Here is a 14,814-nt window from a genome sequence, read left to right on the forward strand (position 1 = left end):
ATCGATGCGGCGCGCTTTGGTTTGCGCAGCGCTGCGGGCTCGTCTTCGCGGGCGTGTCACAAACGTAAACCCGGATTCTGAAATCCGGGTCATTCCGTCACGCGACCGATGACACCCACCGTTGACACTCTCCGGCACACCCAGACGCTGGAGCTTCAGATGACTTCCAATATCACCCGTATTCCGCTCGCCATTGCGATGTCCTCGGTCCTTGCACTCGCCGTCGGTTGTTCGAACGACCGCACTGCGGACGATGCCGCCATGACGCCTGCCACCGATCCTGCGATGCAGACCACGCCGCCGGCAACGACGCCCGACACGGCCGCAACGGGCGCTGCGCGCACCGACGCGCCGATGGACGGTTCGGCGAACGGCATGAACACCGGCATGGAATCCGACCAGCCGGGCTCCGACACCTGGATCACCACCAAGGTGAAGTCCTCGCTGCTGGCCGATTCCGACGTGTCCGGTCTGAAGATCGACGTGGAAACCGTCAATGGCGTCGTGACGCTGACGGGCCAGGTCGAGCAGGCCTCGCAGGTCACCGAAGCGACGCGCATTGCGCGTGAGATCGAAGGCGTGACCGACGTCGTGACCACCAATCTGGTGACGACGCAGTAAGTCCCGAGCGCCGCGGATCGGGCCACGCGCCCGACGCGCAGCGCATCGCGGATTCAAGCCTGGATCGAAATGCCGCGCACCTTCGGGTGTGCGGCATTTTTTTTTTGGGCCTCAACTCTCACCGGCGGTGCCCGGGGCGCGTGCCGCATCCGGCTGACCGGATCGGCCGCGGTGCCTGGCGTGTCCGTCCGATCCGGGGCGCGATGCAGATGCACGTCGCGTCATGCGACGATGCGCAACGGAATCGGGGAGGAGCAGGATGCTCGCTTGGCTGTTCGGAAAGAAGACACCTGAGGCGCACGAGGCGCCGGACACGCGCGACGCGCACGCGCGGATGCCGGTGCAGATGCACTGGCGCGCCGACATGGCGCTGCCCGTGCCGGACTGGCAGGCGATGGACGCCGCGCTGCCCGAGGACGCGGACGAGACACTGCTGCACGGCTACTACGATGCCGCGGCGGCGCACTGGCTCGACGTGCTCGCCACGGCGTTGCCCGCGGGCTATCGGCAGACGGGTACGACGGATTTCCTGTTGCTGTCGGCACAGTCGGCGCGCGCGTCCGCGCTGGTGCTGCGCAGTTGCACGCAGGCCTTGCGGGCGATCCGCAGCAGCCTCGGGCCTTTGGCCTGTGAGACCGGCTACGGCCGTCACGTCGTCGTGGTGTTCGCCAGCCAGGACGACTACTACGCCTATCTGTCGCAATACCAGGGCGAGGGCGAGACGGTGCCGATGTCGAGCGGCGTCTTCATCAATGCCGGCTACGGACATTTCGCCAGCTGGCACGACGGGCTGGACGAACTGGAGGCGGTGGTCGTCCACGAACTCACGCATGCGCTGCTGGCGCATCTGCCGATGCCGGACTGGTTGCACGAGGGCTTCGCGGTGAACGTGGAGCGCACCCTGCTGCCGCGACTCGCCGATCCGCGTCTGGCGCTGTATCGCCCCGACGAAATGGCCGCGCGCCATGCGGACTGGTGGAACGCGACGACGATCCAGGCGTTCTGGTCCGGCGCCGCATTCCACACCGCGGGCGAGGGTGTCGAGCTGGCCTACGATCTTGCGCGCGCGATCACAGCACTCGCGGCGCGCGAAGACGACGCCGCCTTCCGCGCGTTCGCCGCGATCGCCGACAGCGACGATGCCGGCAGCGCCGCCGCGGTCGACACGTTGGGGTATCCGCTCGAACACCTAGTCGAAGCGGTGCTGGGCGAGGGCGACTGGGCGCCGAAGCCGGACGCCTGGGCAGTCGCCCGCGCGGCCTAGGCAGGCGTAGGATCCGCGGAAACGCCGGGCGTGGATCGCGTCGAGCCGGGCCGGCCTTCCGCATCGAGGACACCGTCATGCGTCGATTCGTGTTGTGCGTACTCGTGAGCCTGACTGCGGTGCCGGCGTCCGCCGCCGGTACCGGTCTGGACGGCGCCTGGGTCGTCGACCTGTCCAGCAAGCCCGGCGAGGTCTATACGCAGCCGATGCAGCTGTCGCTCGCGGCCGACGGCACGGTCAGCGGCAGCTTCTACGGCAGCGCGATCGAAGCCGGGCGCTGGAAGCAGGACCGTGGCCGGCTGTGCGCGAGTTTCCGCACGACGGACGGCGCCGGCCCGTACCACACGGCGGTGTGCCTGGCCGGCGCGACCGCCAGCGGGCAGACCTGGGCCGAGCACCGCAACTTCCTGTTCAACTGGAACGCGACACGCCCGGCGCCGTAGCGCGCGGTTGGCGCGATTGCAGGATCGGATCGCCGTCATGGAGGCGTGCGCGGACGTGCGCGCGTGGCGACATCCGGACCGGGCCAGGCGCTGAATAGGTTCCGGGCAGATCGGCAACGGGCGTCCGCTCGCCGGCGTGCGGGCGCATACTGCCGGCCTCTGAGCCGACGGACACGTCCATGATCGACCCGATTCCGTTGGAAGACCTCGCGCTTCTCGACGTCCTGCAGCAGATCAGCGAGGCGAACGATCCGACGCCGGTCGAGACCGAGATGACCCGGCGCCTGCTCGAAGGCGCGCTCGTCGAAGAGCACGAAGACGGTGTGCGTCTGACCCACGCCGGCATCGCGCTGTGCAAATCGCTGCAGCACCGGGTGGCCGCGGACAAGCTGGCCAGCGAGATCATCGACAAGCGCGAAAGCGAGGCCGAAAACCTGCGTCCGCTGCCGGGCGAGCGACCGCCGGTGGAGCCGCCGCCGATCGTGTGATCGTGTCGCGTCCGACGCGCTCAGCGCTCGCGCGTGGCGCGCTCGCGCGTGGCGCGCTCGGTCAGCGCGCCGTTCTCGTAGACGGCCAGCGCGCGCGGCGTTGACGTCCCGCTGGTGTCGAACTCGAAACGCAGGTCGCGTTCCATTGCGAAGAAGCGCGTCGCCGACTCCGGATACAACGCCACGACGAAATCGCCGGCGGTCAGCCTCAGGTGGTCGCCCTCGACGACGACGGCAATCCCGCCGATGCGCGCCGAGTTGTAGCGTCCGGCGTAGCGGGCGAGCGTCGCCGCCGGCAACTGGATCGCCGACGGCGGCTCATACGCCACCGGCCCGTGCGCATAACTCAACACGCGGTGCATCCGCCAATGGCCGTCGCGGCTCTGCCAGAGCGTGGTGAAACCGGCCTGTCCATCCACACGCTCGGGTGCATCGCCGTTGCGCACGTGGAAGCGATGTTGCCCCGACAGGATCGCGTAGCCGTCAGCCAGTGGATGGAACGCGAGACTGTCCTCGATGACCTCGCGACGCAGTCGCATGTCGGGTGTCGCGCAGGGACCGTTGCGCAGCGAGTCGACGACGCCGGCGCGCGTGGTCGTGAGGCCGGTTCTGTCGTGATAGAACTCGATGTCGGCAGTGAGCAGCGCGCCGATCGCCGTCATGTCGCAGGCGTTGTACGCGCGCCAGAACGCGGTATCGGCAGCGCGCACGTCGCGCTCTGCATCCGGCGTCTGCGCGCTCGCCGCGGCGCACGCCGTCAGCAATGCGGCGAGGGCCACGCGTCGAGCTGTTCTCATGGACATGCGCCTGCAGTGCGTAAAGATTGCAAGGTAGTGGGAAGTCGCGCGCACCGCGTCGTCCGGAAGACACCCTGACGGATGGCAACGCGGTCCGCTCGCGCAGATGGTCTCCCGCGCGCACACTCCGTTGCACGATCGACATAGCGCGGCGCAGGCATGACCACGCAGATGGGCTCGGCATCCGACTGCATCGACACATGGAGCGCCCGGTGTGCGCGCGTCATGTGGCTCGCGCTGTGCGGCCTCATCACCGCAGGTTGCGCGAGCGCGCCCGCGTCACCGGACACCGTGCTGTCGATGGATGACGTCGACCGGTTCGCTGCAGTGATGCACGCATCGCATCCGGCGCCCGATGCCGCCGCGCTGCAGCGTGGCTATCTGGATCCTGGCAGCCCGGCCTTGCACGCGTTCGACAGGGACGCGATCGGCGGCGCGTCTCGTCTGGCCGACGCCGTCGCCGCGCAGCCGCAACGCTGGCGCATGGCGCTCGCGCGCTGCGGCAGCGAGGCGGCACGACGCGAGGCCGCGCTGGATGCGCAGGCCATCGCGGCTGCGTACGCCCACGTGTTTCCCGATTTCGTCGTGCCACCGATCCATGTCCTGGCGGGCGCCGACAGCTCGTCCGGCATGCGTCTGCCCGGACCGACGATCGCGGTGGCGGTGGAGCGGGTCTGCGCGACGCCGGACTGGCGACCGGGCTTTCGTGCATTGCTCGCCCACGAATTCGCGCATGTACCGCAGCCCGAATGGCCGGACGATGCGCCTCTGCGTCGCGATCTGCTGGCGTGGGCGCTGCGCGAAGGCGCGGCGAACTATCTCGGTGCGCTGGTGCGCGGCGAAGACCCCTCGGGCGCGGACGACGCCTGGGCCATGGCGCGCGAGGCCGACCTGATGGCCGCCTTCCATCACGATCGCGCCGTCATGCGCGCGCACTGGCAAGGCGATGCGCCCGATGCCGAAGCCGTGGCGGCCGGCACGCGCTGGTTCTGGAATGCGGCGACGCCGGACCGGCCGCAGGATCTGGGGTACTGGATCGGTCAGCGCATCTGGCACGGATACGTGACGCGCGCACCCGATCGCGATCTCGCCCTGCGCGCGATGCTGCGTCTGGATGATCTGGATGGCGTGCTGCAGTCGAGTGGCTATGCACCGGTCGGCGATTGACGCAGGACGCGTCGAGCAGACTCACATCTCCGGGTCGATCGTCTCGTCCAGCCGGTCCGAACCCACCATGTAGCCGCCGGCCTCGATCGCATCGCGCACATCGAGCAGGGCGGTGCCGAGTGCGTCGAGATCCGCCGTCTCCGCCATGCCGACGATCTCGATGCAGCGGTCGTTGAACCAGGTCCAGAACTGGCGGTAGGTCTTGCCCTGCCAGTGTTCGTGGCGGATGGCCTGGTAGAGCTCGCCAACGGCGATGGTGAGGTCGTCGCGCATCAGAATTCCGCCTGGCCGGGTAGCAGGCCGCGCAGTTCGGCGTCGGTGAGGTTGCGCCACTGGCCAGGCTTGAGATGCGCCAGCTTGACCGGGCCGATGCGCACGCGGATCAGCTGTTTCACGCGTAGCTTGAAGTGCGCGGCCATCAGGCGGATCTGCCGGTTGAGGCCCTGGACCAAGATGATGCGGAAGCCGAACTTGCCCAGCGGGCTGGTGCGGCAGGGCAGGGTGGTCTGGCCGTGGATCGGCACCCCGCGCGACATGCCGCGCAGCACCTCCTGGCTCACCGCATGGTTCACGGTGACCAGATACTCCTTCTCCAGCTTGTTCTCGGCGCGCAGGATCGCGTTGACGATGTCGCCGTTGCTGGTCAGCAGGATCAGGCCCTCGGAATCCTTGTCGAGCCGGCCGATCGGGAAGATGCGTTCGCGATGGTCGACGAAGTCGACGATATTGCCCTTCACCGACGCTTCCGTGGTGCAGGTGATGCCGACCGGCTTGTGCAGCGCGATGTACACGTGTCGCCGCTTGCCCGGCGCGGTGGTCCGCTGCAGAAGCGCCTGGCCGTCGATCATGACGGTGTCGCCTTCGCCCACTTCCGCGCCGACGCGTGCGCGCATGCCGTTGACCGAGACCCGGCCTTCGCCGATGAGGCGGTCGGCTTCGCGCCGCGAGCAGGCGCCGGTATCGCTGATGTGCTTGTTCAGGCGCATGGACGCGTGCGGTGCCGGTGATCGCGAAGGGCACGCAGTCTGGCAGATCGTGCGCGCGGGGTCATCGAAGTGGGCGCGCGGCGCCGGAGAGCGGCCACAAAAAAACCCGGACGTTTCCGCCCGGGTTCTTCAGCGCCGCTTGCGCGGCACAGGTCGAGTAGAACTTACTCGGCCTGGACTTCTTCAGCCTGCAGGCCCTTCTGGCCCTGCGCGACCTTGAACGAGACCTTCTGGCCTTCCTGGAGCGACTTGAAGCCGCTGCCCTGGATCGAACGGAAGTGGACGAACAGGTCGTCGCCGCTCTGCGGGGTGATGAAGCCGAAGCCCTTTGCATCGTTGAACCACTTGACGACGCCGTTCTGACGATCAGACATGGTGTTACTCCTTGGATCAGTGATTGGAAACACGGCCCGCAAGTGCGGTGCCGGGACTGTATCGAGCAAGGGGTAACGCGAAGCGATGGAGCGGATCGTCTGGAGAGGCCGTTGCCGGCCCTGGAACCTGTGATCAACCGCATCGGAGCCACGATGTACCGTGATCCCGCTTTGAACAGTGGGTGCACCTTACAGCACTTTTCCGATTTGTCTGTGAACTGTGAGCGCCCGATGACGGGCGGAGCTGCGGGCGGGGCAGGGAAACGGCGGTACGACGGGCCTGAGCGGTGTTTTCCCGGTCGAAGCAGAGACCGTCGTGGCGCCCGATCCAGCGCGGCCGGTGCGCCGAACGCCGTCAACGTCGGTCAACCGGGGCAAACCTGCTTCCGGGAATTCGATCGCGTATGCGGCGAACGGTGGATTCCGGACGCGGCCGTCGAAAACGCCGGAACTGCGCTTCGCCGCTCAGCGGGACTCCAGCACGCCGTGCATGTCCGCGACCAGCGGTCCGTACGGACCCTGCGCTTCCCACGCGTACATCGAGACGACCATGGCCTGCTCGGCGCCGAAGAGCCGGCAGCGCTGCATCCGCTGGCCTGTCGCCACACGCACCGGCAACAACGAGATGCCCAGCCCGGCTTCGACCGCAGTGGTCACGTTCTGCAGGCTGCTGCCGGAAAACGCGACATACCAGCGCCGCCCGTCGGCGTCCGCGCGCGCGAACATCTGCTCGCGATACAGACCGCCCGGCGGAAACGTCACCAGCGGCAACGGATCCGGCCATGTGCCCGCCGCGGTGGCTTCGAACCATGCGATCGGCTCGGCGAAGCTCACGCGACAGTCGGGCGCCGGCGCGGATTCCTTGACCACGACGATGTCGAACTCTCCGTCGCGATAGCGCGCGGTCAGGCTCCGGCTGAGGCCGGTGGTGACATCGAGACGGATGTGGCGATGGGCAGCCGCGAAGGTGGCGAACAGCCGGGCCATGTCGGGCGTCAGGATGTCGTCCGCCAGGCCGATGCGCACGGGCACCGTGCCGGACCGATCGCCCAGCGCGAGCGTGGCTTCGTCCTGCAGCGCGAGAATGCGACGCGCATAGCCGGACAGCCGCTCGCCGGCGACGGTCATGCGGACCGGGCGCGCCTCGCGGTCGATCAGCGCCTGGCCAAGCTGGTCCTCGAGCCGTGCGATCTGCTGGCTGATGGTGGACTGGGTCATGTTCAAGTGCTCGGCCGCGCGGGTGAAGCCGCCGCCATCGATGACGGCGATGAACGCGCGTAGCAGGCGTGGATCGATCATCTGGTTCATGCATGCAAAGTATCCAGATATTTAATTTCTGAATATCCGCGTGCCGCTCTACAGTCCTGATAACTGACACGGGATCGGACCCGATGACCAACCGCAGAGAGTTCCTGCGCCGCAGCGGCGGCATCATGACGGCGGGCGCAGCCCTGGGATTTCTGCCCGTGCACGCGCAGGCGCGAGCACCGGACACCGCAGGTGTGACAGGCATCGTCCACGACCACGACCACGACCACTACCTGCTGACCGACGTGCGTCTGGAAACCGGTTTCGCGCGCGACGGCGGCGTGGTGGTCGGCACCGAGACCGCGCTGCAGACGCTCGAGATCGCAGGCGGCCGCATCGTCGCGATCCACGACGCACCCGCGGGCAACCTGCCGCGCTACAGCGCGCAGGGACTGCTGGCGCTGCCGCCGATGCGCGACATGCACATCCATCTCGACAAGACCTTCTACGGCGGTCCGTGGCAGGCGCCGCGTCCGCGCAAGGGCAAGACGATCATGGACATGATCGCGTACGAGGAAACGCTGCTGCCGCAGTTGCTGCCGACCTCGCAGGCACGCGCCGAAGCGTTGATCGCGCTGCTGCTGTCGAACGGCACCACGACGGCGCGCAGCCACTGCAATATCGATCCGGTCAGCGGACTGCGGAGCCTGGAACATCTGAAGCGCGCGCTGGCCGAGCGCCAGGCATCGTTCGAGTGCGAGATCGTCGCGTTTCCACAGCACGGCCTGCTGCATTCGAAGGTGGACGGCCTGATGCGCGAATCGATGGCGCTGGGCGTCACGCACGTGGGCGGGCTGGATCCCACCAATGTGGACGGTGCGATGGAAGCCTCGCTCGACGCGATGTTCCAGATCGCGCTGGACCACGACAAGGGCGTCGACATCCATCTGCACGAGTCCGGCGCGTCGGGCGTCGCGGCCCTGCGTTACATGGTCGAGACGGTCGAGGCCAATGCGGCGCTCCGCTCGCGCGTGACTTTCAGTCACGCCTTCGCGCTGGCGACATTGGACGCAGGCGAACTGGCGGAACTCGGCGGACGGATGGCGGCGCAGGGGATCGACGTGGCCTCGACCGTGCCGATCGGCCGCTCGGTGATGCCGCTGCAGGCGCTGCGCGAGATGGGCGTGCGGGTGATGTCGGGCACCGACAGCGTCATCGATCACTGGTCGCCCTTCGGCACCGGCGACATGATCGACAAGGCGAATCTGTACGCGCAGCTCTACGCGGGCAGCGACGAGCGCAGTCTGTCGCGTGCGTTGCGGATCGCGACCGGCGATGTGCTGCCCTTGGACGATGCCGGCGCGCGCGCCTGGCCCAGGGCCGGTGATGCGGCGGCCTTCGTGCTGGCAGAGGCCAGCTGCTCGGCCGAGGTGGTGGCGCGCTGTTCACCGCGTCGCGCGACGTTCCACGAGGGGCGTCTGGTCTCGGGCGAGGTGGGCGCCGCCTGACGCACGGCGCCGACGCTCACGCGCATCAGGCGCCGCGTGGCCTAGGGTCTGCGCTCACTTTGCATCGAGCGGACTCCCCCATGGCCCACGACACCGCCGCGTTATCAGCCGATTACATCGCCGCACAGAAGGCGCGACTGCTGGCCCTGCGCGACGAGCTGGGGGCGGACAATCAGGCCTCCGCAGCTGAAGAAGCCGAGCTGCAGGCCGATTCGATCGACGAACCGCAGGGCTCGGGCGACGACGCGCAGAAGACCAACCTGCGCGACAACAACGCCGCGCTGATCGAGCACAACACCGCGCGCCTCGCGGCCGTGACGCGCGCACTGCAGAAGATCGAGGACGGCAGCTACGGTCTGTCCGATCGCAGTGGCGCACCGATTCCCAAGGCCCGTCTCGACGCGCTGCCGGAGAGTCTGTGGACCGTCGAAGAAGACGAGGACGCGTAAGACATGGCGCCGGACATGCAACGCAAGGTAGGACAGATGACGCAGCAGGCACTCGTGGTGGGCGCGACGGGCATCGTGGGCAGCGCGCTGGCGAAACAGCTGCTGGCAGCGGGCTGGGACGTGCATGGACTGGCGCGACGGCCGGAGGCATTGCCGGCGGGCGTGCAGGGCGTGGCGGCGGATCTGTCCGATGCGCAGGGCACGCGCGCAGCGCTGGCCGGTCTCGCGCCCAGCCATGTGTTCATCACCACGTGGTCGCGGCAGGCGAGCGAGGCGGAGAACATCCGCGTCAATGCGGCGATGGTGCGCAACCTGCTCGATGCGCTGCAGCCGGCGGGTTCGGTGCGGCACGTCGCGCTGGTGACCGGGCTGAAGCATTACCTCGGTCCGTTCGAAGCGTACGCAAAAGGCGCGCTGCCGCAGACGCCGTTCCGCGAGGAACAGCCGCGGCTCGACATCGAGAATTTCTATTACGCGCAGGAAGACGAAGTGTTCGCCGCCGCTGCGCGCGACGGCTTCCACTGGAGCGTGCATCGCCCGCACACGGTGATCGGCGCGGCCGTCGGCAATGCGATGAACATGGGCACGACGCTCGCCGTCTACGCCTCGCTGTGCAAGTCGACCGGCCGGCCGTTCCGCTTCCCGGGTTCGACCGCGCAGTGGGAAGGCCTGACCGACATGACCGATGCACGCCAGTTAGCGAAGCATCTGCTGTGGGCCGCGACCACGCCGGCCGCGGCCGATGAAGCCTTCAACGTGGTCAACGGCGATGTGTTCCGATGGCGCTGGATGTGGGGCCGCATTGCCGAGTGGTTCGAACTCGAACCCGCGCCGTTCGACGGCACGGTGCAGCCGCTGGAAATGCAGATGGCGGACGATGCCGACGCGTGGACGCAGCTCGCGGTCGCCCACGGTCTGATCGAAGCCGACATCCAGCGCCTGATCTCGCCCTGGCATACCGATGCCGATCTGGGCCGGCCGCTGGAAGTCGTCACCGACATGTCCAAGAGCCGCCGTATGGGCTTTCTGGACTACCAGCCCAGTGATGATGCGTTCTTCGATCTGTTCGCGAAGCTGCGCGCGCAGAGGCTGATTCCCTAGCGCATCACAGCTGGCTGATCCGCCCGGGCGCAGGGTGATCCGACCCACCACGGAGATCCGCCATGAGCATTCCGCAGACACCGGACAGCATGAAGAAGTCGCAGCAGGACAAGGCGCCTCCGCAAACGCCCGGGAAGGAGGCGCCGTCGAAGCTGTCGAGCGACGAGGCCGGCGATCGCGCGGAAGAACGTCAGGGCGGCCACTGAGTCCGGTCGCGGAGACATCGCATGGACGACACGCCCTACCGCCCGATCAGCTGCGACTTCCACGATCTGCTGGAGGCCGCGGCAACGCGGCGTTCTGTGGTGACGCTGGAGGTCCGCGATGCCGCCGATGCGATCGAGCGCGTGCAGGCGCGCATCGGTGACATCGTCACCCGGCCCGATGGCGAATACGTGCTGCTCGACAGCGGCAGGCCTGTGCGGCTCGATCGCATCGTGTCGATCGACGGTGCGCGTCTAGCGGATTACCCGGACTAGCGCGGCACGTTCGCGTCAGGCGCCAGCGCCCGACTTGCGTGCACGCGCGGCGTCGACCATCCGGCCGCCGCTCGCGAGGGCCTTCTGCAGCGCATCGGCGCCGTAGGGCTTCTGCAGGATGTAGTGGTCGCGCAGCCGCTCGGGCACGCCGGCAGCGCCATAGCCGGTCATGAAGATGTAGGGAACGCCGCGTGCGTCGAGTGCATCGGCGATCGGAAAACTCTGTTCGCCGCCGAGGTTGATGTCGAGTATCGCGAAGTCGAAGTCGCGGGCATCGATGATACGCAGCGCCTGGGCGACGTTGGACGCCACCGCCGGCGGCGCGTAGCCCAGATCGCCGAGAAAATCCTCCAGCAGCATCGCCAGAATCGATTCGTCCTCGACGATGAGGATCGCGGCATCGGTGCCGATCATCGGGCTTCCGTTTCCAGTTCGGCTTCCGTCAGTGTATCGGTCGGTGCGGATTCGAGCGGCGCGGTGGCGCGGAACACGACGCCCTCGGGCGCGTAGGCAAGCTCGACGTCGCCGCCCAGATCGTTGCGCAGGCCGCGTTCGAGCAGTCGCGAGCCGAAGCCGCGGCGCGTCGGTGTCTGCACGACGGGCCCGCCGCATTCGCGCCAGGTGAACTCCATCGCGGCGCCTTCGCCCGGATGCGTGCAGTCCCAGTGGATGTGCACCTCGCCCTCGTCGCGCGACAGCGCGCCGTATTTCACCGCATTGGTCGCCAGCTCGTGCAGCGCCATGGCGAGAGCGAGCGCGCGCTGCGGATTCACGCGGCAGGGCGGGCCCGACAATTCGAAGCGCTGGCCCACTTCCGCCTCGTAGGGTGCGATGGCGCCTTCGACGATGTCCTGGATGTCGGCGCTGTGCCAGTTCTCGCGCGTGAGCACATCGTGCGCCCGCGACAGTGCGAACAGGCGCGATTCGATGCGCGTGCCACCGTCGTCGAGATCCTGCGCGGTGCCCAGGGTCTGGCGCACCAGCGACTGCACGGTGGACAGGGTGTTCTTGACCCGGTGGTTCAGCTCGTTGACCAGCAGTTCGAGGTGTTCCTCGTGCACGCGCCGGTCGGTCACATCGCGGGTGCTGCCGGCGACCGCCTCGACCTCGCCATCGGCGCCGATCACCGGCGTGAAGATGTAGTCGTAGATCCGCGTGCCTTTCGCGTGGTGCTGGAAGGGCACGTCGCCGCGGATCGGTGCGCGGGTGGCGATGACGCGGTCGATCTCTTCGTCGTGCATCGCCGCGTGCCAGGGCTCGTAGCCGATCTCCAGGCAGGTCTTGCCGGCCGCGTCTTCCCAGCGCATGCCCCACATCGCCAGCAGCGCATCGTTCGCGTAGACGAACCGGTGCTGCAGGTCGAACACGTAGAGGAGATCGGGCGTGGCCTGCAGCAGCGCTTCATAGGCGCGCAAGGTGGCAGGGTCACGCGGCTGGGCAAGTTGCACGACAGGGGCTCGCGAGGCGGTGGCCGACTCTAGCACCGGGGTTTGTGGGTATTCCGTCATGACGGCACCGCAATCTGAATGCTCGCCCGACGCAGGTCAGGACGGGTCGCGCGGGTGAAGGCGACGCTGCAGGGCGCCCGCGTACGCTGCAGGCCCGCCACTCCGGCCGAGCGCACGCCATGGACACAGAAGGCCGTTACGCCATCACCGCACGGGTCACGCCCACGGCCGACAAGCCCGGGAAGTGGACCGCGCAAGGCGAACTGCACGTGGCCGGATCGGCTGCGCCCATCGACACGGTGCTGGCAGGCGACAGCTTCGGGACGCCGCAGGTGGCCGAGGTCGCCGCGATCGAGGCCGCCCGGCAGGTCGCGTCGACGCGCGACGACGCGCCCGGTGACGCGACCGCCGTCGATTCCGCCTGAAGGCGTTCAGGTGCCCGGCGGTCGCTCCAGCTGGTCCCAGAGCGCGTCGGGCACGGTGTCGAGGCGTTCCAGTTGCGGTTTGCCGAACAGGTAGCCCTGGAACAGCGGCACGCCGAGCGCGCGCAGACACCGGTATTCGGCCTCGGTCTCCACGCCTTCCGCGAGCAGCGTGCAGCCGATCGCATCGGCGATCTGCACGAGGCCGCGGGCGATCGAGGTGCGCACCGGGTCGGTGTCGACATTGCGGATCAGCGCGATGTCGAGCTTGATCAGATCGGGCTGGAAATCCGCCAGCAGGTTCAGGCCCGCGTAGCCGGCGCCGAAGTCGTCGATCGCGGTGAGAAAGCCGCGATTGCGGTAGTCGCGGAAGATCCGCGTGAGATGCGCGTGGTCGCGGACCTGCTCCGATTCCGCGGTCTCGAAGATCAACCGGTCGGTGGGGAAGCCGAACATCTGCGCCGCGGTCAGCGTCAGGCGGATGCAGGTCGCCGGCTCGTAGACCGCATTGGGAAAGAAATTGATCGACAACCGCTGCTGCAGACCGAGCCGCGCCGCGGTTTCGATGGCCTTCACCCGGCAGGTCTGGTCGAAGCGGTAGAGCTGCGCCGGCGTGACCCGCGCGATGACTTCGGCCGCGCCGCCGCCGTCTCCGGTGCGGACCAGCGCTTCGTATCCGAAGATCGAGCGGTCGCGCGCATCGACGATCGGCTGGAACGCCATGCGGACTTCGAAATCGAGCGTGTCGTCACCGCCACAGCCGCTGCAGGGATGCGGGGACGGCGCAGCGCCGAAGAATTTCTCGAGATACATGCCAGGTTCCAGCGGAAGGAGCGCCGCACGCAGGATGCACCGCGGACGCACTCCATCCTACGACCGGGCTGCGCGCCGATGTGCGCGCTGGCGCACTTTGCGCGTCGATCGACGCTTGTCTCGGAGTTCATGCAGTCCAGGGGGCGATGCGTGCGTCGCGCCCGAGGCCGTGGATCAGTCCGGATGCGGCAGGACGCACTCGTCGGGCACACGATGCTTGGTCGCCAGCGCGTGCAGTGCCTGGTTGATCCAGTCGCGCTCGTCCGCCGGCGCGCTCTCGCGCAGGCGCACCGCCATGTTCGCGAGTGCGGCGATCTTCTTCAGGCGGTCGCCCTCGGAATCGCCGTAGTTGCACAGGCTGACGTCGAGGTCCTGCAGCGCGGCGGTCGTGGCGTCGTTGATGGGCATGGGCTGTGCATCCGGAGGGATGCGCAACTGTAGAGCGGGCGCGTGCACGGTATGTCACGGTTGCAGGCAGCTGGGCTGCGCGGACGCTGCGGATTCCGCTGCGAATACCGGCTTCGGCATGCGCAAGGCGTCGACGTGAAACGGGATGGCGTCCACCCGATGTCACACTGCAACGCCGCGGCACCGGACGCGGCGCACGGCTGCCACAGTCCGCCGGCGCCGGTTCCTGCCACGATCTGCACGGCCGTCTCCCATGACCCCCACGCAACCGACGCGCACGCGCGCGTTCCTCGCCGACACCACTGCGCTGGTGCTGTTCTTCACCGTGACCGGTGCACTCAACGAACGCTTCGTCTCCGGCATGTCCTGGGACGAAGTGCTGCATGCCCGTCTGCTCGGCGCGGCCTTGATGATTCCGGTGGCGCGACCCTACGGCGTGTGGCGTGACTGGCTGATGCGACGCGCCGGCCCGTCCCGCCTGTCGCGCACCGCCTGGGACAGCCTGGCGCTGGTGTCGTTCCAGGTGCCGATCTACGCGGCGATCATCGCGATCAGCGGTGCGTCGGGTCGTGGTCTGCTGCTCGGCGTGCTGGGTGCGACGGCGATCATGCTGGTGTCGGGGCGTCCCTACGGCGCGTTCCTCAACTGGACCAGGCGCCTGTTCGGACTGCCGCCGGGCGGCGAGAAGCCGATGAGCCTGCAGTCCTGACGGTTGCGGCGCGCTGACCCGTGCCACGGAACGCGCTCGATCGGTCAGCGCACCGCGTCGAACGCGCGGCACGCGGGAGCGAGCGCCCG

The 14,814-nt window shown here is 68.1% G+C and carries 21 protein-coding genes; 12 read left to right on the forward strand and 9 right to left on the reverse strand.

The window, feature by feature from the left end; translation table 11 throughout:
* Positions 1-159 precede the first annotated feature (159 nt).
* The 4 genes from V3391_RS15735 (at position 160) to V3391_RS15750 (ending at position 2,816) form a co-directional block, all read left to right on the forward strand.
* On the forward strand, positions 160-621 hold the full coding sequence (locus V3391_RS15735) for a BON domain-containing protein (protein WP_332079373.1): 462 nt from the start codon (positions 160-162) through the stop codon (positions 619-621).
* 259 nt (positions 622-880) lie between these two features.
* Entirely contained in the window at positions 881-1,885 is a 1,005-nt protein-coding gene (locus V3391_RS15740; RefSeq protein ID WP_332079374.1) for a hypothetical protein, read from the forward strand.
* 77 nt (positions 1,886-1,962) lie between these two features.
* Entirely contained in the window at positions 1,963-2,328 is a 366-nt protein-coding gene (locus tag V3391_RS15745) for a hypothetical protein (protein ID WP_332079375.1), read from the forward strand.
* 179 nt (positions 2,329-2,507) lie between these two features.
* Positions 2,508-2,816 carry a hypothetical protein gene (locus V3391_RS15750; RefSeq protein ID WP_332079376.1) on the forward strand — a complete coding sequence of 103 codons (309 nt, stop codon included), beginning with the start codon at positions 2,508-2,510 and terminating at the stop codon, positions 2,814-2,816.
* A 20-nt stretch (positions 2,817-2,836) separates the two neighbouring features.
* Here the strand turns inward: V3391_RS15750 and V3391_RS15755 are convergent, their stop codons facing one another.
* The gene (locus tag V3391_RS15755; protein ID WP_332079377.1) at positions 2,837-3,613 is read right to left on the reverse strand and encodes a DUF4440 domain-containing protein; all 777 of its coding nucleotides are present in this window, start codon (positions 3,611-3,613) and stop codon (positions 2,837-2,839) included.
* Between the two features lie 159 nt (positions 3,614-3,772).
* Here V3391_RS15755 and V3391_RS15760 point away from each other — a divergent pair, with 159 nt between their 5' ends.
* Positions 3,773-4,780 carry a DUF2268 domain-containing putative Zn-dependent protease gene (locus V3391_RS15760; RefSeq protein ID WP_332079378.1) on the forward strand — a complete coding sequence of 336 codons (1,008 nt, stop codon included), beginning with the start codon at positions 3,773-3,775 and terminating at the stop codon, positions 4,778-4,780.
* A gap of 21 nt (positions 4,781-4,801) precedes the next feature.
* Here the strand turns inward: V3391_RS15760 and V3391_RS15765 are convergent, their stop codons facing one another.
* The 4 genes from V3391_RS15765 to V3391_RS15780 all read right to left on the reverse strand — a co-directional run bounded on the left by V3391_RS15765 (position 4,802) and on the right by V3391_RS15780 (position 7,448).
* Entirely contained in the window at positions 4,802-5,053 is a 252-nt protein-coding gene (locus tag V3391_RS15765; protein ID WP_332079379.1) for a hypothetical protein, read from the reverse strand.
* On the reverse strand, positions 5,053-5,766 hold the full coding sequence (locus tag V3391_RS15770) for a pseudouridine synthase (RefSeq protein ID WP_332079380.1): 714 nt from the start codon (positions 5,764-5,766) through the stop codon (positions 5,053-5,055). Before V3391_RS15770 ends, V3391_RS15765 begins: the two co-directional genes overlap by 1 nt.
* 164 nt (positions 5,767-5,930) lie before the next feature.
* Entirely contained in the window at positions 5,931-6,140 is a 210-nt protein-coding gene (locus tag V3391_RS15775; RefSeq protein WP_332079381.1) for a cold-shock protein, read from the reverse strand.
* 465 nt (positions 6,141-6,605) lie between these two features.
* Positions 6,606-7,448: a LysR family transcriptional regulator gene (locus V3391_RS15780; RefSeq protein WP_332079382.1), complete on the reverse strand. Its 843-nt coding sequence runs from the start codon at positions 7,446-7,448 to the stop codon at positions 6,606-6,608.
* A gap of 83 nt (positions 7,449-7,531) precedes the next feature.
* On the opposite strand from V3391_RS15780, the gene V3391_RS15785 reads away from it, so the two are divergent.
* The 5 genes from V3391_RS15785 to V3391_RS15805 all read left to right on the forward strand — a co-directional run bounded on the left by V3391_RS15785 (position 7,532) and on the right by V3391_RS15805 (position 10,925).
* Positions 7,532-8,896: an amidohydrolase family protein gene (locus V3391_RS15785; protein WP_332079383.1), complete on the forward strand. Its 1,365-nt coding sequence runs from the start codon at positions 7,532-7,534 to the stop codon at positions 8,894-8,896.
* Positions 8,897-8,976: 80 nt separating this feature from the next.
* On the forward strand, positions 8,977-9,345 hold the full coding sequence (locus tag V3391_RS15790) for a TraR/DksA family transcriptional regulator (RefSeq protein WP_332079384.1): 369 nt from the start codon (positions 8,977-8,979) through the stop codon (positions 9,343-9,345).
* A gap of 36 nt (positions 9,346-9,381) precedes the next feature.
* A complete protein-coding gene (locus tag V3391_RS15795; RefSeq protein WP_332079712.1) occupies positions 9,382-10,446 on the forward strand; it encodes an SDR family oxidoreductase in 1,065 nt (354 codons plus the stop codon).
* Between the two features lie 62 nt (positions 10,447-10,508).
* The gene (locus V3391_RS15800) at positions 10,509-10,652 is read left to right on the forward strand and encodes a hypothetical protein (protein WP_332079385.1); all 144 of its coding nucleotides are present in this window, start codon (positions 10,509-10,511) and stop codon (positions 10,650-10,652) included.
* 21 nt (positions 10,653-10,673) lie between these two features.
* The gene (locus V3391_RS15805; protein WP_332079386.1) at positions 10,674-10,925 is read left to right on the forward strand and encodes a Rho-binding antiterminator; all 252 of its coding nucleotides are present in this window, start codon (positions 10,674-10,676) and stop codon (positions 10,923-10,925) included.
* 15 nt (positions 10,926-10,940) lie between these two features.
* Here V3391_RS15805 and V3391_RS15810 read toward each other — a convergent pair whose 3' ends face one another.
* Positions 10,941-11,339 carry a response regulator gene (locus V3391_RS15810; RefSeq protein WP_332079387.1) on the reverse strand — a complete coding sequence of 133 codons (399 nt, stop codon included), beginning with the start codon at positions 11,337-11,339 and terminating at the stop codon, positions 10,941-10,943.
* Complete coding sequence (locus V3391_RS15815) at positions 11,336-12,373, reverse strand: sensor histidine kinase (protein ID WP_332079388.1); 1,038 nt, start codon at positions 12,371-12,373, stop codon at positions 11,336-11,338. Before V3391_RS15815 ends, V3391_RS15810 begins: the two co-directional genes overlap by 4 nt.
* 179 nt (positions 12,374-12,552) lie before the next feature.
* On the opposite strand from V3391_RS15815, the gene V3391_RS15820 reads away from it, so the two are divergent.
* Positions 12,553-12,798 (forward strand): hypothetical protein, encoded by a 246-nt coding sequence (locus tag V3391_RS15820; RefSeq protein WP_332079389.1) that lies wholly within the window; start codon positions 12,553-12,555, stop codon positions 12,796-12,798.
* 6 nt (positions 12,799-12,804) lie between these two features.
* Here the strand turns inward: V3391_RS15820 and V3391_RS15825 are convergent, their stop codons facing one another.
* Together V3391_RS15825 and V3391_RS15830 are read right to left on the reverse strand one after the other, a co-directional pair.
* Positions 12,805-13,608, reverse strand: coding sequence for an EAL domain-containing protein (locus V3391_RS15825; protein ID WP_332079390.1), 804 nt, complete (start codon positions 13,606-13,608; stop codon positions 12,805-12,807).
* A gap of 174 nt (positions 13,609-13,782) precedes the next feature.
* Entirely contained in the window at positions 13,783-14,016 is a 234-nt protein-coding gene (locus V3391_RS15830) for a hypothetical protein (RefSeq protein WP_332079391.1), read from the reverse strand.
* 253 nt (positions 14,017-14,269) lie between these two features.
* On the opposite strand from V3391_RS15830, the gene alaE reads away from it, so the two are divergent.
* A complete protein-coding gene (gene alaE / locus V3391_RS15835; protein WP_332079392.1) occupies positions 14,270-14,725 on the forward strand; it encodes an L-alanine exporter AlaE in 456 nt (151 codons plus the stop codon).
* Positions 14,726-14,814: the final 89 nt, after the last annotated feature.

It is taken from the genome of Luteimonas flava, assembly GCF_036584485.1.
In the GTDB taxonomy this organism is placed as follows: Bacteria; Pseudomonadota; Gammaproteobacteria; order Xanthomonadales; family Xanthomonadaceae; genus Luteimonas; species Luteimonas flava.